Annotated in this window: 15 protein-coding genes; 3 read left to right on the forward strand and 12 right to left on the reverse strand. The window is 63.8% G+C overall.

Annotation, left to right across the window (positions count from 1 at the left end; translation table 11 throughout):
* Window positions 1-16 precede the first annotated feature (16 nt).
* The 9 genes from OQE56_RS11460 to OQE56_RS11500 all read right to left on the reverse strand — a co-directional run bounded on the left by OQE56_RS11460 (window position 17) and on the right by OQE56_RS11500 (window position 12,227).
* Window positions 17-2,677 (reverse strand): sensor histidine kinase, encoded by a 2,661-nt coding sequence (locus tag OQE56_RS11460; protein WP_267224443.1) that lies wholly within the window; start codon window positions 2,675-2,677, stop codon window positions 17-19.
* A gap of 45 nt (window positions 2,678-2,722) precedes the next feature.
* Complete coding sequence (gene kdpC / locus OQE56_RS11465) at window positions 2,723-3,292, reverse strand: potassium-transporting ATPase subunit KdpC (protein ID WP_267224444.1); 570 nt, start codon at window positions 3,290-3,292, stop codon at window positions 2,723-2,725.
* Window positions 3,293-3,302: 10 nt separating this feature from the next.
* Window positions 3,303-4,799, reverse strand: coding sequence for an outer membrane beta-barrel protein (locus OQE56_RS11470; protein ID WP_267224446.1), 1,497 nt, complete (start codon window positions 4,797-4,799; stop codon window positions 3,303-3,305).
* Between the two features lie 81 nt (window positions 4,800-4,880).
* Window positions 4,881-5,081 carry a hypothetical protein gene (locus tag OQE56_RS11475; protein ID WP_267224447.1) on the reverse strand — a complete coding sequence of 67 codons (201 nt, stop codon included), beginning with the start codon at window positions 5,079-5,081 and terminating at the stop codon, window positions 4,881-4,883.
* A gap of 15 nt (window positions 5,082-5,096) precedes the next feature.
* Entirely contained in the window at window positions 5,097-7,178 is a 2,082-nt protein-coding gene (kdpB, locus tag OQE56_RS11480) for a potassium-transporting ATPase subunit KdpB (RefSeq protein WP_267224448.1), read from the reverse strand.
* Between the two features lie 24 nt (window positions 7,179-7,202).
* Complete coding sequence (kdpA, locus tag OQE56_RS11485) at window positions 7,203-9,005, reverse strand: potassium-transporting ATPase subunit KdpA (RefSeq protein WP_267224449.1); 1,803 nt, start codon at window positions 9,003-9,005, stop codon at window positions 7,203-7,205.
* Window positions 9,002-9,094 (reverse strand): K(+)-transporting ATPase subunit F, encoded by a 93-nt coding sequence (kdpF, locus tag OQE56_RS11490; RefSeq protein WP_081804456.1) that lies wholly within the window; start codon window positions 9,092-9,094, stop codon window positions 9,002-9,004. Before kdpF ends, kdpA begins: the two co-directional genes overlap by 4 nt.
* 839 nt (window positions 9,095-9,933) lie before the next feature.
* The gene (locus OQE56_RS11495; protein ID WP_267224450.1) at window positions 9,934-10,905 is read right to left on the reverse strand and encodes a VTT domain-containing protein; all 972 of its coding nucleotides are present in this window, start codon (window positions 10,903-10,905) and stop codon (window positions 9,934-9,936) included.
* A gap of 101 nt (window positions 10,906-11,006) precedes the next feature.
* Window positions 11,007-12,227, reverse strand: coding sequence for an MFS transporter (locus OQE56_RS11500; RefSeq protein WP_267224451.1), 1,221 nt, complete (start codon window positions 12,225-12,227; stop codon window positions 11,007-11,009).
* A gap of 405 nt (window positions 12,228-12,632) precedes the next feature.
* Here OQE56_RS11500 and OQE56_RS11505 point away from each other — a divergent pair, with 405 nt between their 5' ends.
* Entirely contained in the window at window positions 12,633-13,634 is a 1,002-nt protein-coding gene (locus OQE56_RS11505; RefSeq protein ID WP_267224452.1) for a polyprenyl synthetase family protein, read from the forward strand.
* Window positions 13,635-13,685: 51 nt separating this feature from the next.
* Here OQE56_RS11505 and OQE56_RS11510 read toward each other — a convergent pair whose 3' ends face one another.
* The 3 genes from OQE56_RS11510 to ubiH are packed head-to-tail and all read right to left on the reverse strand — an operon-like array spanning window position 13,686 to window position 16,950.
* Window positions 13,686-14,474 (reverse strand): dienelactone hydrolase family protein, encoded by a 789-nt coding sequence (locus OQE56_RS11510; RefSeq protein WP_267224453.1) that lies wholly within the window; start codon window positions 14,472-14,474, stop codon window positions 13,686-13,688.
* A 26-nt stretch (window positions 14,475-14,500) separates the two neighbouring features.
* Complete coding sequence (locus tag OQE56_RS11515; protein WP_267224454.1) at window positions 14,501-15,724, reverse strand: UbiH/UbiF/VisC/COQ6 family ubiquinone biosynthesis hydroxylase; 1,224 nt, start codon at window positions 15,722-15,724, stop codon at window positions 14,501-14,503.
* Window positions 15,721-16,950 carry a 2-octaprenyl-6-methoxyphenyl hydroxylase gene (ubiH, locus tag OQE56_RS11520; protein ID WP_267224455.1) on the reverse strand — a complete coding sequence of 410 codons (1,230 nt, stop codon included), beginning with the start codon at window positions 16,948-16,950 and terminating at the stop codon, window positions 15,721-15,723. Before ubiH ends, OQE56_RS11515 begins: the two co-directional genes overlap by 4 nt.
* Window positions 16,951-17,033: 83 nt before the next feature.
* On the opposite strand from ubiH, the gene OQE56_RS11525 reads away from it, so the two are divergent.
* Together OQE56_RS11525 and OQE56_RS11530 are read left to right on the forward strand one after the other, a co-directional pair.
* A complete protein-coding gene (locus tag OQE56_RS11525) occupies window positions 17,034-17,639 on the forward strand; it encodes a hypothetical protein (RefSeq protein ID WP_267224456.1) in 606 nt (201 codons plus the stop codon).
* Window positions 17,640-17,645: 6 nt separating this feature from the next.
* A complete protein-coding gene (locus OQE56_RS11530; protein ID WP_267224457.1) occupies window positions 17,646-18,212 on the forward strand; it encodes a cob(I)yrinic acid a,c-diamide adenosyltransferase in 567 nt (188 codons plus the stop codon).
* Window positions 18,213-18,219 lie beyond the last annotated feature (7 nt).

Consider the following 18,219-nt stretch of genomic DNA (forward strand, 5'->3'; position numbering starts at 1 on the left):
GACATGGAACAGGCTCTCAATTGTCGGGCGGCGCCGGGAGAGGCAAGGTAATGCGAATGGTGGTGCCTACGCCGTCGCCGGGCAAGGCCTCGACGCTGCCGCCATGGGCGCCGATCATGCCGCGGCAGATGGCCAGGCCAAGGCCCGTGCCCTGCGGCGCGCGATCGCCCCGCGACACCGAATAGAACATGTCGAAAATGCGGGCGCGTTCGTCTTCGGGTATGCCGGGGCCGCGATCGGTGACGTCGATCTGCACCTGCTCGCCCTTGGGTCGTACAACCACTCGCACTGGCTCGTTCGGCGGCGAGAAGCGTGCGGCGTTTTCGAGAATGTTGAATAGCGCCTGCTCAATCAGCGCCGGATGCACATAGAGCAACAGGGTGCCTTGAGGCAACACGGTATCCAACTTGAGATCGGGGAACATCTTGCGCAGACGGGTGGTCGACGCAGCGACAATCTCCGCCACGTCGGTCCAGTCGCGATTGAGCTTGAGCGTGCCGTGGCCCAGACGCGTCATATCCAGCAGGTTCTGAATATAGCGATCAAGTCGCTGCCCTTCGCCAAGAATTGCTTCAAGCAATTCCCGGCGCTCATCGGGCGGCAACTTATCGCCATAGCTGGACAGCGTACCGGCCGAGCCGATCATCGAGGCCAGCGGCGAGCGCAGGTCGTGCGATACGGAAGACAGCAATGCGTTGCGCAGCCGCTCGGTTTCACCTTGCACGCGCGCACCTTCCAGCTCTTCGGCGAGGCGTGCTCGCTGCAGCGCCTGGCCGATATCCTGCACCATGGCCAGCGCAAGGCTGCGTTCGTCGGGCGCTGGCTCGCCCTGCCCCGGCGGAAAACGCATGGCTGCCACGCCGAGATGATTGTCGTCGCTGCCCAGTGGGAGTATCCAGCACGGGGCCGCATTGAGCGTGTCGGTGTAACGGCCCGCCTGCTCGGCGTGATCTTCGCACCAAGCTGCGGCGCCAAGATCCTGCGTGGTCAGCGGAAAATCACGTGGCGACGAAGCCACCACGCGCAGCACCTGACTCGCATCGCGCGCGAGAATGGCGGTATCGCAACGCATCACCTGTGCCAGCGCTGCCGCGCCCACTTTGCGGATACCTGCCGCATCGGTGCTGGTGGACAAGCGCTGGCCCAGCGACAACAAGGCACGGGCGTTGGTGTGTGCCGTGCGCAGCGACTCCACCTGACTGGCCAACTTGGTGGCAAGACGACTGCACACCAGCGCCGCCACGAGAAACAGACACACCGCCAGCACGTCGTCGAAATTGGCAATGGCCAGCGTGTAACGCGGTGGCGCAAAGAAAAAGTTGTAGCCAAGGAAGCACAGGATGGCCGTGTACACCGCCACCGCCATGCGCGTACGCACCGCCACCACCAGCACGACAGTGAGGAAGATCAACGAGAGATTCGCCACCGACAGATAACGATCGGCAATGAACGCGAGCACGAAGCCGACCAGGGTCGCCAGCGTGGCATACACGTACTCACCGCGCCGCCCGCGTCCGCCCGGCATGCGCAATCGCAAGCGCGACTTCGCCCGCTCAGCGGGTGTGGCGATGATGGTAAGTTCCAGATGCGCACCGCGACGCAGCAGCAACTGCGTCAGCGAGCGGCCTACCATGCGCGCCAGCAATCGTTCGCGTGTGCGGCCAAGGATGATCTGGCCGATACCTTCGCGGTCAGCATGCGCAATCAGTTCGTCGGCAATGGCGTGGCCGCGCAGTACCACAGTGTCGCCACCCAGCCGGCGCGCCAGTCGCATCGCCGAATCCAGGCGCTCACGGCGTGCCTTGTCCAGGCTGGCGCCGGTGTCGACGAAGGCAACGCTCCAAGGCGCGCCGCGCCGCTCGGCGATACGCCGCGCCACCCGCACGAGGTACTCGCTCTGCGAATGCCCATCGATAGCGGCCAGCACGCGCCGGCGCACCGGCATGACACCGCCCCGCGCGAGCATCTGTTCACGCAGATCGCTATCGACGTGCCCGGCCACGGTATCCACCGCCAGCTCGCGCAAGGCGACGAGATTGGTCGGCGAGAAGAAAGCGTCGAGCGCAGCAGCCGCCGTTTCGGGAACGTAGACCTTGCCCTGCTTGAGGCGCTGGATCAGCTCGCGTGGCGGCAGGTCGACCAGCACGATGTCGCGTGCGCGATCGAGAAACGCGTCCGGCACGGTTTCGCGCACAGTGACGTTGGTGATGCGCCGCACCTGATCGTTGAGGCTGTCCAGGTGCTGCACGTTGAGCGCGGTGTATACCTCGATACCGGCATCGAGCAGTTCGTCGATGTCTTGCCAGCGCCGGTCGTGGCGCCCACCCGGCAGGTTGGTATGGGCCAGTTCGTCCACCAGGATCACGGCAGGACGACGCTGCAAGGCGGCATCCAGATCGAACTCGGTGAAATCGCGGCCCTTGTAGCTAACCTTGCGCCGTGGCAGCTGCTCCAGCCCTTCGAGCAGCGCCGCGGTTTCGGACCGGCCATGGGTTTCCACCAGGCCGACGACCACGTCCACACCCTGCCGCTTCAGCTCGCGCGCAGCCGACAGCATGGCGTAGGTCTTGCCTACGCCAGGCGCTGCGCCAAGAAAAATCTTGAGGCGCCGGCTGCGCTCTTCCTGCACCGAATCGAGCAAGGCGTCGGCGCGTGCTTCGCGGGAAGGTTCAGACATGCAGTCCCTTGATCGGCAGGAAAATTGACAACGCTACGTTATGCCTTAATGGCCATCCAGCGCCATATTGAGCTTGAGCACGTTCACCCGGGGCTCGCCCAGCATGCCGAACTGACGACCGGTGGTTGCCATGGTCACCATGGCCTGCACCTGTGTTTCGCTCAACCCGCGAACCTTGGCCACGCGCGGCACCTGATAGGCCGCCGCGGCCGGCGAAATCTCCGGATCAAGGCCGCTACCCGAAGCCGTTACCAGATCCACCGGTACCGGCGCGGTGTTGCCCGGGTCGGCCGCGTGCAGCGCATCGATACGCTGCTTCACCGCATCGGTGAGCGCCGGATTGGTCGGGCCCTGATTCGACGGCGTGGACGACGTGCCGTTGTTGGGCTGCGGCGTCGTGGCCGAAGGACGACCCCAGAAATACTTGGGGTCGGTGAACGACTGGCCGATCAGCGTGGAGCCGACCGGCTTGCCATCGTTCACGATCAGGCTGCCATTCGCCTGCGACGGAAACATGGCCTGGGCCAGCCCGGTAACGGCCAGCGGATAGATGATGCCGGTGATCACCGTCATCAGTACCAGTAGAACCACCGCATTGCGCAAAAGCCTGCTCATGATCTGGACCTCAGTAGTGGAGGATCGCGTCAATGATCGCGACCGCCTGATAGTTCTTCTTGCCTTCGTCGTAGGCCTTCACGTCGTACGAGTGTTCGTAACGAAGCTCGGGACGGATCTCGAGATCCGGCGACACCCAATGCGTGAGGCCCAGCGTGTGACTGCTGTACTTCGTGGCATTGCCGGTGCGCTGACCCTTCTGGTCGTTGTAGAACTCGTTGCGGAACGACAGCATGTTGTTGGAGTTCAGCTCGAAGTTCAGGTAGTTCACCGCGCCATAAGCGCCCGCCTTACCCGGATACGGCGAAGACCCCACTACCCCCGGCGTGCCGCCCGACCCAAAGCCCGGGATGTTGCGGCCGTACATGTAGTAGGCCTCGGTCTGCATGTGCACCTTCTGACTGAAGCGATGGCCCCAGGTCATCACGTACATCTGCACGTTGTTGTAGTTGTAGTCGGAGGTATTCCAACTGTTGATACAGGGATAAAGCATGTCGTTGTTGTCTTTCGACACCCAGCGCACGCAGCCCTGCAACGTGGGACGCGCGGAATGGTTCCACGGCGCCGTGTCATTGCTGGCATTGATGCCAAGCTGCAGCGTCCACTGCTGACTGAGCTTGGTCGTGGTCATGATGCCCGTCTGCGTATAGGGATCGACCGTGTAAAGAATGGAGTGCGTGACCAGGTAGTTCTGCGGCGAGAACTGCGCTTCGATGTCCGGCAGCGACAGGTAGCGGCCGAAACGGATGATCATGCCCTCGGCGACCGAAGGAATATAAAGATCGTAGTAGAACAGCATCGGATCGACGCCGTAGATGTTGCCCTGCAGCGCGCTATGCGCCTTCGGATTGTTCAGCAGCTGATTGCTGAACACGCCTTTCGAGACGGTGTAGTGGTAGTCGTAGCCGTACAGCGTGGAGATGTTGAAGCCCCAGTCCACGTGATCGGTCTGAACGGTGTCTTCGACACGGGTGATATTGAGCACCAGCTGGTCGAACTCCACACGATTGGGTCGCGTTGCGTACGACAGCGGATAGTTGGAGAAGCTGGACGAACTCACATTCGCCGACGGATTGATCCAGCCGTTGACCTCGATCTTGTTGCGCTCCATCCACTTGCCAACCTTGGTGCAGGACAACGCCTTCTGCAGCGGGTACTGACCGTAGGCGTTCGGCACACCGATCGGGGCCGGCACACCACCGAGCTGCCATTCGGAGCTCGGAAACGGCGGCGAATCGAGCGGCGCGTCCATGCCGCGACGGGCGGGCGCCTGCGCGTTGGGGTCTGCCGGCTGGGCGTCTTCGCGATAGGCCGCGCCGAGGCGCGAGAAGAAGCCGTGCGAGCAGTCGGAGCTGGCCGCCACCGGCGTGGCGGGGGTTCCCTGGCCCAAATCTGCCGCGGGCGCCACGTCGGTGGTGGATACAGCATCGTTCGTCGAGGCCAACGTCTCGCCAAACGGAGCAAAGGCGAGCAACAACGCGAACGGAAGAACCTTCTTGGAGATCATGAATTATCCTGAACACCGGCCCGGGGCAGGCCGTCCTTTCTTGATGGTTGAAGAGAATCGCCGATACCGGCGGCATCGCTGTCAGATGCCGGCGTATCCGCCGAGTACGTAATCGTCTTGCTCGCCGTTTACTGCGCCCGTTTCCGATGGCTGCACACGTGGGCGGTTTTGCATGGGCAACGCAATGACCACATCACAGGCGCCGTCATTGGCCGATAGACGCAATTCCATATCCGGGTGTGTGTCGTCAGGCAGTGAAACGGATAGCTTGAGTGTTTGCATGATGCCAACCTCGCGTTAGGCCAGCCCGAACAGGACCAGCAACATATCGATCAATTTGATGCCAACGAACGGAACCGCGATGCCGCCCAGGCCGTAGACGAGCAGATTGCGGCGCAGCAGCGCACCGGCGCCAAGCGCCCGGTACTTCACGCCCTTCAGCGCAAGCGGGATCAGGAAAATGATGATCAGCGCGTTGAAGATCACCGCCGACAGAATCGCGCTCTGCGGCGTAGCCAGCCTCATGACGTTGAGCGTATTGAGCGCCGGATACGTAGTGGCAAACGCCGCCGGAATAATGGCGAAGTACTTGGCGATGTCGTTGGCAATGGAGAACGTGGTCAGCGAGCCGCGTGTGATCAGCATCTGTTTGCCGATCTCCACCACCTCGATCAGCTTGGTCGGGTTGGAGTCGAGGTCGACCATGTTGCCGGCTTCTTTGGCCGCCTGCGTACCCGTGTTCATCGCCACCGCCACGTCGGCCTGGGCCAGCGCAGGGGCGTCATTGGTGCCGTCACCGCACATCGCCACCAGGCGGTTCTCGGCCTGAATCTTGCGGATGAGCTTGAGCTTGGCTTCCGGCGTAGCCTCGGCGAGGAAGTCGTCCACACCGGCTTCGGCGGCAATGGCTGCCGCGGTAAGCGGATTATCGCCCGTGATCATGATGGTCTTGATGCCCATGCGGCGCATCTCGGCGAAACGCTCGCGGATGCCGCCCTTCACGATGTCCTTCAGCTCGATCACGCCCAGCGCGGCCGTTCCCTCGGTGACGATCAGCGGCGTCGCGCCGCGACGTGCGATGTCCTCGGCCATGCGCTTGACCAGCGGCGGCAGGTGGCTGCCGCTGGCTTCGAGGTAACGCTCCACGGCATCGAGCGCGCCCTTGCGGATCTGACGGTCACCGATGTTGACGCCGCTCATGCGCGTCTGTGCGGTAAACGGCACGAACTCGGCATGACCTTCTTCGAGCTGGCGTTCGCGCAGACCAAAGCGTTCTTTCGCCAGTACCACCACGCTACGACCTTCCGGCGTTTCGTCTGCCAGCGAGGCGAGCTGCGCTGCATCGGCGAGACGAGCCTCTTCCACGCCCGGTGCCGGGAGGAAAGCCACGGCCTGACGATTGCCCAGGGTGATGGTGCCGGTCTTGTCGAGCAGCAGCACGTCTACGTCACCCGCGGCTTCCACTGCACGACCCGAGGTGGCGATGACGTTGGCGCGAATCATGCGATCCATACCGGCAATACCGATCGCCGAAAGCAGGCCGCCGATGGTGGTGGGAATCAGGCACACCAGCAGCGCCACCAGCACGGTGAGGGTGATGGGGTTGCCTGAGCCGGCTACCTGCACGCTGTAGATCGAGTACGGCAGCAGCGTGGCGCATGCCAGCAGGAAGATCAGGGTGAATTTGGCCAGCAGAATCGTCAGTGCGATTTCGTTGGGCGTCTTGCGACGCGAGGCACCTTCCACCATCGCGATCATGCGATCCAGAAAGCTCTCGCCCGGGTTGCTGGTGATACGCACCACCAGCCAGTCCGACAGCACGCGGGTGCCGCCCGTGACGGCGCTGCGGTCGCCGCCGGATTCGCGAATGACCGGGGCGGATTCGCCCGTGATGGCGCTTTCATCGACGCTCGCCGCACCCACCACCACTTCGCCATCGCCCGGCACCAGCTCGCCGGCTTCGACCAGCACGTGATGACCCACGCGCAGTTCCGACGAAGGCGTGAACGTGATGGCTGCATCGCGATAAGGAGCCGCCAGGCGCTTGGCCACCACGTCTTTGCGCGAACTGCGCAGGGCGGCGGCCTGTGCCTTGCCGCGCCCTTCCGCCAGGGCTTCGGCGAAGTTGGCAAACAGCAGGGTGAACCACAACCAGAGCGTGACCCAGAAAATGAAACCCTTCGGTGCCTCGCCGTGTCCCGTCAGCGCCTGCACCCACAACAGGGTGGTGAGCACGCTGCACACGAACACCACGAACATCACCGGGTTGCGGACCTGCTGGCGCGGCGAAAGCTTGCGGAACGAATCCGCGATGGCCTTGAGGATCAGCGGACGATCAAACGTCCGCACCGTATGAACATGAGTATGTGTCGTCGTCATGAATCGTTATCCCAAAGTGCTTGATCAGCGAACCGACATCAGGAATTCGGCAATCGGCCCCAGCGCAAGCGCGGGCAGGAAGGTCAGTGCGCCGACCACGATCACCACGCAAGCGAGCAGCGTGACGAACAGCGGCGTATGCGTGGGCAGGGTGCCGGCCGAGGGCGGCACGTGCCGCTTGGCAGCGAGCGAACCCGCCATGGCGAGCATCGCGATGGCCAGCATGAAGCGCGACAGGTACATGCACACAGCCAGCAGCACGTTCCAGAACGGGGTGTTGGCCGAAAGACCGCCAAAGGCACTGCCATTGTTGTTGGTCGCGGACGAGACGGCATACAGAATTTCACTGAAGGCATGCGCGCCCGGATTACCCACACCAGCCACGCCCGCCGGTGTCAGCACCGCGATGGCTGTGCAGATCACCACCAGTGCGCAAGGCACCAGCACGGCGAGACTCGCCATCTTCATTTCGTGCGCTTCGATCTTCTTGCCGAGGTACTCCGGCGTACGACCCACCATGAGGCCGGCAATGAATACCGCCACCACCGCGAAAGCGAGCATGCCGTACAGACCAGAACCCACGCCGCCGAAGATCACTTCGCCCAGCTGGATCAGCCACATCGGCACCAGACCACCCAGCGGCGTCAGGGAGTCGTGCGCTGTGTTCACCGCACCGCACGAAGCCGCCGTGGTGATGGTGGCGAACAGGCCGCTGGCTGCGATGCCGAAGCGCGTTTCCTTGCCTTCCATGTTGCCGCCAGCCTGCAGCGCCGATGCCTGCTGATCCACAGCCAGACCATGCAGCGCCGGGTTGCCGGCCTGCTCTGCGCCGATGCAGCCATAAGCGAGCGGGACAAAGATCAGCAGCATGGTGGCGAGAATCGCCCATCCCTGCCGGCGGTCACCCACCATGCTGCCGAAGGTGACGCAAAGTCCGCCAGGAATAAGGAAGATCGCCAGCATCTCGATGAAGTTGCTGAAGGGCGTCGGGTTCTCGTACGGGTGCGCCGAGTTGGCATTGAAGAAGCCGCCGCCATTGGTACCTAGCTGCTTGATCGCGATCTGCGAAGCGGCCGGGCCCATCGGAAGGGTCTGCGTGGTGACCACCGACTCCTTAGTCATGTCCTTGCCGGCCGCATCCTTCATCGTATTGCCTGCAGCATCCTTGACGGTTTCGACCGCGGTGGTGTTCTGCATCAGCGGCACGTCCACATAGGACTTGAAGTTCTGCACCACACCCTGCGACGACAGCAGCAACGCAATCACCAACGAGAACGGCACCAGCACATAGAGCGTGCTGCGCGTGATGTCGATCCAGAAGTTGCCGACACTGTTTGCGCTACGACGCGTAAACCCACGCACGACCGCCAGCAGCACAGCGATGCCCGTCGCGGCGGACATGAAGTTCTGCACCGCCAAACCCACCATCTGGGTCAGGTAGCTCATGGTGTTTTCGCCACCATAGGCCTGCCAGTTGGTGTTGGTGATGAAGCTGATCGCCGTATTCATCGCCAGGTCTGGCGACAGGTTGTCGAAGTGCTGAGGGTTGAGCGGCAACCAATGCTGCACGCGCTGCAACACGTACACGGCCAACATGCCGGCCATGTTGAACACCAGCATGGCGATGGCATAGCGCCGCCAGCCCATCTGCTCGTCGGCACGTATACCGGCGAGGCGATAGAGCAGACGCTCCACCGGTGCGCCGAAGCGATTCACCCGGTTGGGCGTTTCTGCAAAGGCCAGCGCCATGTAATCGCCGACCGGCTTGATCAGCACCAGCAGCACGGCCAGGTAAAGCACGACCTGGAAGAAGTCAAAGGTGGTCATTCGAACCACTCCGGCTTGAGCAGGGCCACGCACAGGTAGCCCGTCAAGGCCACCGCGATGACGGCAGCCACGACATAGATGGCGTTCATGGGTAAATCTCCCGAGTACAGGCGTGAGCCTGGGGAATGCTTAGGGGCCGCCCGCAGCGGCGACATCAGGCAGTCAGGGGCGTCGCCCGAGGCGGTCGCAGATCAGCAAAAAGCCGAGCGCGGCCGCGAACAGCACGAACGAAAACAAAAGATAGATGGCATCCATGTGTGCCGACTCACCGTGTGATTCAACGGTGTAAATTGTCGGGACCGGACCATAAGAAAGGGGTACAAAATCCCGGGAGGGGCGTATAGAACGCGTAAAATTTTGATGGAATGGGCGGCTCGAACGGTAGCTCGGTGGCGCCATCAAGTACGAGCTTGCGATGGGGCACATATAAGCAGTACCGCAAGATTGGCCCCTCACCCCAACCCTCTCCCCGAAGGGGAGAGGGAGCAACAGCATGGGACGCTCCGCTTTAAGCCCTCTCCGCGTTGGCGCGTTGCGGTGTAACCGTACCGCGTGTCGGATGGATCGTGAGGTGCCGAATACCTTGAGCCCCAAGGCTCGTATTAAACACGACGCTACGAGCTCTTTAAGGCCATTTTCTTTGGGTTACTTTTCTTTTGGGCCAGCAAAAGAAAAGTGACTCGGCCTCCGGCAGAAGGTCGAAACGCCCGCCGCGTAGGCGGCCAGATCGCGGAATTATGGCAACCGGAGGCCAGAAGCAAAGTGCAAAGTCACTGGATGACCAGCCTTCGGCTGTTGTGAAGCGCTTCCTGCCTTCGCAGGGATGACGGTGAGGGGACCGAACGTTACCGCGAGCACCCGCCCCTCACCCCAACCCTCTCCCCGCCGGGGAGAGGGAGCAAAATTTGAAGCGTAGCGAACAAAAACCTCAGACCACCCCAGTCGCCACCACATCCTGGGCCACCGGCAACCGCTCCACCGGAAAACCAGCGGCCTCCCAGGCATCCAACCCACCCAGCAACGGCCGTACTCGCGTATAGCCGCGCGACATCAGCGCCTTGGCCACCATTGCAGCCGAAGCTTCATTCGGACACGTGCAATAAACCACCAGCTCGGCATCTACCGGAACCACTTCAACAATCCGGTCGACACTATCCACATCGGCCAGCAGAGCCCCTGGAATGATGCGTGAATCGACCAGCCGCGCCCCGTCCGAACGCACATCGACCACCGCAGGCATCAGGCCGTTAGCGATGAAACCGTTGAGCTCTTCTACCGTAATACGCGCCATACGCAACGCGCGCAGCAAGCGGTGACGCTGCCACCACTTTCCCAGAATGTAGACCGCCAGCAAGCCGCCCAGCAGCATCAGCGCGATGCTGCCCGCATTGGCCAGCGCATCGAGCACTGCATCGATCTGGTCGGAGAACAGATAGCCAAGACTTACTGCCATCCCGACCCACATCAGCGAGCCCAGACTGTCGAACAGAACGAACGGCGCCGGACGCAATCCCATGGCACCCACCAGTGGCGGGGCGACGGTAGAAAGCCCGGGCACGAATTTGGCGACCAGCAGTACGCCGCCGCGCCACCGCTCAAAATGCAATTCCGACTGCCTGACGCAGGAATCTGGCGAAAGCGAAATCCGGCACAGAGTGCGCATGACACCGCCGCCAAAGCGGCGACCCGCCACGTACCAGGCAAAATCGGCCAGCAGACAGGCCAGCAAGGCCACGGCCAGAACGCCGGGAAGCGACAGCCTTTCCATCGCCGCCAGCGCACCCGCGACGATCATGGTGGGAACCGCAGGTACCGGCGCTCCCGCCTGCTCCACCAACACGTTGATGAAGACCAGCAGCAAGCCGTACTGCGCAATCAGTTCGATGATGTGATGGGCCATGGACGTCAACCTCGCCCGGTCGGCAAAGCGGCCAGCATAGGATATTGCGTCCTGATCATTGGGGCTGTACTTGGCAAACGCAATCCATCAGCCGCCTGGAATCACGCGCCCGGGGAAGCCTCGATGGCCCCGCCCACACCCCCTTCCGCCCCTGCTATGCGCCGGGCACCCACCATCACCAGCGGCAGCCAGATCAGAGTGAGCGCCGCCGCGCAAAGAAACACCCCTTCGACACCCAGCCGGCCCAGCGCGATGCCGCCGACGGCGCCCCCCACGAAGGCGCCGAGGAACTGGCTGGTGGAATAGGCGCCCATCGCCGCGCCACGCAGCGATGGTGGTGCGAGCCGGGATACCAGGCTGGGCAACGCGGCCTCCAACAGATTGAAGGCCGAAAAGAACACCGCCGCCGCCACGCCAAGCGCCGCCAGGTGATCGCCGGACAAGGCAAAACCCAGCAGCCCCAACCCCGTGGCGACTACACACACGGCAACGTTGCGCAGGCTTTGCGCCACCTCGCGCATGCGATGCAGGCAGGCGCCCATCACCAGGGCAGCGATCACCATCACCGGCAAATACAGCTCCCAATGCTGGTTTACCGGCAGGTGCAGGCGATCGGCCAGCAGCAGGGGCAGGCCCACGAAGCTGGCCGTGAGCAGCATGTGTAGAAAAAACACCGAGCCATTCAGCACCAGCATGCGGCCGTCGCCCAGCATGGACAGTACGCTGCCGAATGCGGCCGACGCCGGCGCCTTCTGTCGCTCGGGCGTCGGCACGATGAGCCACAACAGCACCAGCGCAGCCAGCGCCAGCACCGACGTGGCAGCAAACAGGCCGGAAAGACCCTCAACGGCCTCCAGCGGCGGCCCCAGGATCAGCGCCAGCAGGAACGCCACGCCGATCGATACACCAATGATGCCCATGACCTTGCCGCGGTTTTCCTCGCGCGTCAGGTCCGCGGCGAGCGCCGTACCGGCGCCGGCTACCGCCCCCATGCCCTGCAACGCGCGTCCGATCACGATGCCCGACAGGCTGTGCGAAAGCGCGGCCACCAGCCCGCCCGCGGCAAAAACCAGCAGCCCCAAGGTGATGGCCGGCTTGCGCCCGATACGGTCGGACAGCAATCCCAGCGGAATCTGCAACAGCACCTGACCCAGCCCGTAGACGCCCAGCGCCAGCCCGATCAGCAGCGGCGTCGCGTCCGGCATCTGTTTCGCGTACAGCGAAAACACCGGCATGATCAGGAACAGGCCGAACAGCCGCAGGCTGATCACGCAGGCCAGCGTCAGCGCACTGCGCCGTTCAAGTGGGGAGAGTTTGCTCACCGGGGCTTCTTAAAAGGGTCGCATCAGATCCGGATTATACGTTTCACCTCAAAAAACCAACCGTGGTGCCGTGTCGCGGCGGTTTCTTGCGCCAGGGCCGCTCTGACCTATTTACCCGGGGTGGCATGATGTCCAGCAAGCGCACAGGGCGTAGGGCGTGGCGCCGCACAGGCTGGACGCCTGGGCAAGCCGCGCCCTACGCCCTGTGCGCTTGCTGGACATCACCCGAAGGGCCTCTTTTATTTGCCCGCATCTCCGCGTCGCACCGTCTCGACAGGCAGCCAGCCTGCCTTCGTCGGCGCAACACGCATCTGAGAGCAAATAAAAGTGGTGACACCCCGGGTAAATAGGTCAGAACGGCCCAACACTCTCTATAATCAACGAATACGACGCCGCGACTGCCTCATGACCACGACTCAAGCCGCCACCCGCCGCCCCGCCGACTTTGCGACCGTACGAGGCCTTGCCGCGGCGGACATGCAGCGCGTCGACACGCTGATTCGCGGCCGACTCTCTTCCAATGTGGTGCTGATCAACCAGATCGCGGACCACATCATCGCCGGTGGCGGCAAGCGCCTGCGGCCCATGCTGCATGTGCTGGCGGCCAATGCCGCCGGCTACCGCGGCGACCACCACATCAAGCTGGCGGCGGTGATCGAGTTCATCCACACCTCCACCCTGCTTCACGATGACGTGGTGGACGAGTCGGATCTGCGCCGCGGCCGCAAAACCGCCAACGCCCTATGGGGCAATGCCGCCAGCGTGCTGGTGGGCGACTTCCTGTATTCGCGCTCGTTCCAGATGATGGTGGAGCTGGATGAGATGCGCATCATGCGCATCCTGGCCGACACCACCAACACGATTGCCGAAGGCGAAGTGCTGCAGTTGCTCAACATCGGCAACGCCGATGTGGACGAGGCTTCTTATCTGGCCGTGATCGAACGCAAGACCGCCGTGCTGTTCGCCGCCGCCACTGAGCTGGGCGGCCTGCTTGGCGGCCTGCCGGCTGATCAGGTGGCGGCCCTGCGCCACTATGGCATGCAGCTGGGCTACGCCTTCCAGATTGCCGACGACCTGCTCGATTACACCTCGGACGCCAACACGCTGGGCAAGAACATCGGCGACGACCTGGCTGAAGGCAAGCCGACGCTGCCGCTGATCTACGCCTTGCAGCGTGCCGATGGGGAGCAGCGCCAATCGCTGCGCCACGCCATTGAACATGGCGGCCTGGATTCGCTCGACCGCATTATCGCGGCCATCCGTGATTCCGGTGCGCTTGAACGTACCCATGAGCGCGCTGTGATGCACGCCGATGCGGCACGTGACGCTTTGCGCGAGCTGCCTGCCTCGCCGTGGCGCGATGCGCTGGAGACATTGGCGGATTATTCGGTGCAGCGGAGCTTCTGACGTACTCGCAAGATGGGGTCGCGCACAGGCGCTCCCCCATCCGCGAAAGCCTTACGGGGTACCTGCAAATGCCCCGCGCAACCAGTCGTGCATCATGCGATAGCTGCGCTGCGCGGCACGCTCGTCATACGCACAACCTTCCTTGTGCTGATCGGTCTCGGTAAAGCAATGCACCGCATTACCCAGCACCACGAACTGCCAGTCGGCCTTGCTGCCGCGCATCTCGTCCATAAAGGCATCGGCATCGGGCATGGTGCCCTTGTCGTCGGCGCCATTCATCACCAGCACGCGCGCCTTGATCTGCTTGGCCAGTGATGGGTCGTCGGCCTTGAGCGCGCCGTGGAACGACACCACTGCCGCCAGCTCGGCGCCGCTGCGTGCCAGATCGAGCACGGCGGAACCGCCGAAGCAGAAGCCGATAGCAGCCAGCTTACCCACATCGATCGGCGCATCCTTCGCCTGGGTTTTCAGCTGATCCAGCGCGAGGTTCACGCGCTTGCGCATCAACGCACGGTCGCCATAGAGCACTTTGACGGCGGCCATGGCCTGATCGTCATTGGCCGGGCGCACTTTTTCGCCGTACATGTCGGTCACAAGGATCACGTAGTCCTTGCCGGCAATGCCTTCGGCTTTTTTCACGGCCAGGTCGTTGACGCCATACCAGTTCGGCACCATCACCAGGCCCGGCCGCTTCGCAGCCACCGCATCGTCGTAGACCAGCACGCTGTGGAACTTCGTTCCGTCCTGCGTCCACTCCACTGGCTTGTGCACCATCTTCGCCTGCGCGGCGAAGGCAAATCCTGACAGCAACAGCAAACAGCAAAGTCGAGCGATACGCATGACATCTACTCCTCGTTGCGTGGATATCAGAGTCCGGCAGCGTGCCCGGCAAGCCTCCGCTTGATCGGCGACAGCTTGTTGACGATACGTACGCCAAGGCCGCGTGCGGCAACCAGCGCAGGCGACTGCCAGGCGTAGATGCGCGCCAGCGCGTCGAAGCTCAGCGCATCGAAGGTATCAGCGCTACGCCGGCGCCGTGCATACCGGCGCAAGACATGGGCCGCAGCGATATCGCTTCCGGCTTCACGAGCAGCGACCAGCGTGTCGCGCAACTCAACGACGTCACGCAACCCCAGGTTCACGCCCTGCCCCGCCAGCGGGTGCACCGTGTGGGCGGCGTCACCCAGCAGCACAAGGCGTTCGGCCTGGTAGCTACCGGCCAGTTGCAACCGCAGCGGAAACGCCGCTCGCTTTGTACTGGCGACGATGCGGCCCAGACGGAAATCACTGGCGACGCCAAGCGCGTCGCAAAAGGCCTGATCGTCCAGGGACAGTGCGCGCTGCGCTTCGGCTTCCGGCAGCGACCACACGATAGAACTGCGGCCGTCTGCCAATGGCAACAGCGCCAGCGGCCCGGTCTCCAGGAATCGCTGCCACGCCGTGCCTTCGTGCGGCCGTTCCGTACGGACATGGGCCACGACGCCGCGTTGTGCGTAATCGCGCCCCTCGGTGTCGATGCCCGCCATCGAACGCAGCGGCGAGTTTGCTCCGTCGGCAGCCACCAGCAGACGTGCGGAAAGTCCGTCCGTCTCGGCGCCTGTCAGGGCAAGCTGGACCCGATCCTCCAGCACTTCGTAACCACTGACCTGCGCCGGACACAGCCGGCGCACGCCGGCCACTTCCAGCGCTTGCCACAAGGTCCACTGCACGAGATTGTTCTCGACGATATAGCCGAGCAGATCGCGCCCGTCGGTTGCCGCATCGAAATGGATGGTTGCGCCGGTGGCAGCGTCCCACACATGCATGTGCGCATAAGGACCCGCGCGCGAATCGCGTATGGACGCCCAAACGCCCAGGTCATCCAGCAAGGCGATGGACGACGGCGCCAGACCAACGACCCGAAGGTCCACTTCGTCCTGAAGCGACCACGGCGACGGTGCGCGTGCCTCAATGAGCGCAGTGGCAAAACCTGCGCGCGCGAGTGCCAGCGCCGTGGCCGCACCGACCATGCCGCCGCCGACCACGGCCACATCCAGTGCGGGCCCACGCCGACGCGACGTGTCGCCTCTCGTCGTCGCTATCGTGTTCATGGCAGACGCTCCAGTACCGCGCGAGGCGGCTCAGCCCGAAACCCCATGCCGCGCCTCGCCAGCAGGCGCTGCAATGGCGGGACCCGATCAAACGCCAGCATGGCCAGCGAACGCAGCGGGCCAAGCAGCGGTTGCGGCAGGCAGGCCAGTTGAACGAGTCCGTGACTCATCGTCATGGTGCCTTCGCGATCGGCCGCGCGGCGGCTGGCGTAGAGCTCGAGCAAGGCTTCGGCGCCCGGATCGTCGGCATCGGCCAGCAGCTCGGCCAGCGTCAGCGCATCGCGCAAGCCAAGATTGAAACCCTGCGCACCGATCGGGTGAACGGTCTGCGCCGCATTACCAACCAGCACCGCGCGCTCCGCGATCAGCTTGCGCGCCGCCACGCGTTGGATCGCATAAGGATGTCGCTTGCCGGGCCGGCTCAGCCGGCCCAGGCGCCAACCGAAGCGTTCCTGCGCCAGCGCGATAAAGGCGTCGTCATCCAGCGCCGCCACCGCATCTGCTTCTTCGCGCGGCACGGTGAGCACGAGACCGCAGCGGCGCGCCGCCAGCGGCAGCAGTGCGATGGGACCGCTGTCGGCGAAGCGCTCGTAGGCACGGTGCGCGTGATCGCGCTCGGGCGTCACGGTGCATACAAATAAGGTCTGCTCATAGTCGTAACGCTCGGCATCGATGCCAATACGGTCGCGCACGAACGACGCCGTGCCATCGGCACCCACCAGCAGCGGCGTTTCGATCTCGATGGTGCCTTCGGCGGTGCTGATGCGGGCACGCCAGCCGGACGGCGTCGGGTCCAGCGCCTCCAGCCGTGCCGGCGCCAGACGCCGCAACCGCGTGCATTCATCCAGCCGGCGCAGCAACGCCGCGCCCAGTTCGCGCGCAGGAAGGGTCCAGCCCAGCGCATCGACGCCCTGCTGCGCCGCATCCATACGTACGCTGCCGAACTCGCCGGCCCGCGTGACGTGGATGTGATGGATGGGCGTGGCCTGCGCTGCAGCATGACGCCAGACGCCAATGGCCGTCAGGCCATTCACGGTGGCCCGTGCCAGCGCCAGATTGCGCTCGTCGTAACTGGGCTGCTCGCCGACGCGAGGCGCCGCGGCCTCGACCATGACGGCATCGATGCCAGCCGCGTCCAGTGCGATGGCCAGGCTGGCGCCAACCAGGCCGCCGCCAACAATAAGGACCGGCTGCCGACCGGCAGCCTGGGGATGTGGGGTAGTCATGGCGCGCAATGATAGCGCCGTAGGCTCGATCCAATTGCGATAGACTTGCGGTCTGCACTCAAGCGCAACCTTTGGAGCAACTCATGGCTACGACGCAAACCCAGCGCCTTGGCATCTTCCTGGCACTTGCCCTGGTGATGGCCGTCACGCGCGTACACCTCTCGCTGTTCCATCACGACGTGTGGGACGCCTCCTGGGGCATCTTCTTCCTGGCTGGCTTCTGGTTGCGTGGCTCGGTCCGCTGGGCGTTCCCCCTGCTGATGGCTGAGGCCGTGCTGGTGGACTATCTGGTCATCAGCAACCAGGGCATCAGTTTCTGGGACCACTACTGCGTGTCGGCGGCCTACTGGTTCCTGATCCCGTCGTACTTCAGCCTGTGGATGGGTGGCAGCTGGCTGGCCCGCCGCAAGCTCGGTCTGAATCTGCAGAGCCTGGGCCTGACCGTTGCCGCCGTGCTGGTGAGCTGGGCCGCGTGCTATGTGATCTCCAACGGCAGCTTCTACTGGCTGAGCAACAGCGTGCCGCAGCCGCGCAGCGTGGCCGCCTGGTTCGCCAACCTGGGTGACTGGTACCTGTTCTTCCTGCAGACCATGACGGTCTATGTGGCGCTGGGCATCGTGCTGCATGCGTTCGCCCTGCAGCTGTCGCGCACGCTGAGCCACGCCGGCCCGTCCAAGCTGTCGCGCTAAGTCACGATGGGTAACCGCCTCTCGAAGATCTACACCCGTACGGGCGACGACGGCAGCACCGGACTGGGCGACGGTTCGCGCGTCGGCAAGGACTCGCTGCGCGTGGCCGCCTACGGCACCGTCGACGAGCTCAACAGCACCATCGGCATGGTGCTGGCCGCCGATGGCGTGAGCGACGACATCCGCGAAACGCTCACCCAGGTGCAACACGACCTGTTCGACCTGGGCGGCGAGTTGTGCATACCGGGCATGGCGATGGTCGATGACGCAGACATCGAGCGGCTGGAGCAGGTGCTCGATGGCTTCAACGACCCGTTGCCGCCGCTGAAGGATTTCATCCTGCCCGGTGGTGGCATGGCAGCCTCTTGCTGCCACCTTGCCCGTACCGTGTGCCGCCGTGCCGAGCGTGAGGTCATTGCGCTTGCCCGTGTGGAAGAGGTGCGCCCCCAGGCGCAGCGCTACCTCAATCGCCTGTCTGACCTGCTGTTTGTGATCTCGCGCGTCCTGGCTCGCGCCAGCGGCCACGGCGAAGTGCTGTGGCAGCACGAGCGCCGTCGCAAGCCCAAAGCCTGAGCGCCGG

Origin of the sequence: Dyella silvae (genome assembly GCF_026421305.1) — a bacterium.
Taxonomy (GTDB): Bacteria; Pseudomonadota; Gammaproteobacteria; order Xanthomonadales; family Rhodanobacteraceae; genus Dyella; species Dyella silvae.

Coding starts and splice junctions, on each gene's coding strand:
- OQE56_RS11525 (WP_267224456.1), top strand. CDS start 17,034: ATGGCTACGACGCAAACCCAGCGCCTTGGCATCTTCCTGGCACTTGCC.
- OQE56_RS11470 (WP_267224446.1), bottom strand. CDS start 4,799: ATGATCTCCAAGAAGGTTCTTCCGTTCGCGTTGTTGCTCGCCTTTGCT.
- OQE56_RS11475 (WP_267224447.1), bottom strand. CDS start 5,081: ATGCAAACACTCAAGCTATCCGTTTCACTGCCTGACGACACACACCCG.
- OQE56_RS11515 (WP_267224454.1), bottom strand. CDS start 15,724: ATGAACACGATAGCGACGACGAGAGGCGACACGTCGCGTCGGCGTGGG.
- OQE56_RS11530 (WP_267224457.1), top strand. CDS start 17,646: ATGGGTAACCGCCTCTCGAAGATCTACACCCGTACGGGCGACGACGGC.
- kdpB (WP_267224448.1), bottom strand. CDS start 7,178: ATGACGACGACACATACTCATGTTCATACGGTGCGGACGTTTGATCGT.
- kdpA (WP_267224449.1), bottom strand. CDS start 9,005: ATGACCACCTTTGACTTCTTCCAGGTCGTGCTTTACCTGGCCGTGCTG.
- kdpC (WP_267224444.1), bottom strand. CDS start 3,292: ATGAGCAGGCTTTTGCGCAATGCGGTGGTTCTACTGGTACTGATGACG.
- ubiH (WP_267224455.1), bottom strand. CDS start 16,950: ATGACTACCCCACATCCCCAGGCTGCCGGTCGGCAGCCGGTCCTTATT.
- OQE56_RS11505 (WP_267224452.1), top strand. CDS start 12,633: ATGACCACGACTCAAGCCGCCACCCGCCGCCCCGCCGACTTTGCGACC.
- OQE56_RS11460 (WP_267224443.1), bottom strand. CDS start 2,677: ATGTCTGAACCTTCCCGCGAAGCACGCGCCGACGCCTTGCTCGATTCG.
- OQE56_RS11495 (WP_267224450.1), bottom strand. CDS start 10,905: ATGGCCCATCACATCATCGAACTGATTGCGCAGTACGGCTTGCTGCTG.
- OQE56_RS11510 (WP_267224453.1), bottom strand. CDS start 14,474: ATGCGTATCGCTCGACTTTGCTGTTTGCTGTTGCTGTCAGGATTTGCC.
- kdpF (WP_081804456.1), bottom strand. CDS start 9,094: ATGAACGCCATCTATGTCGTGGCTGCCGTCATCGCGGTGGCCTTGACG.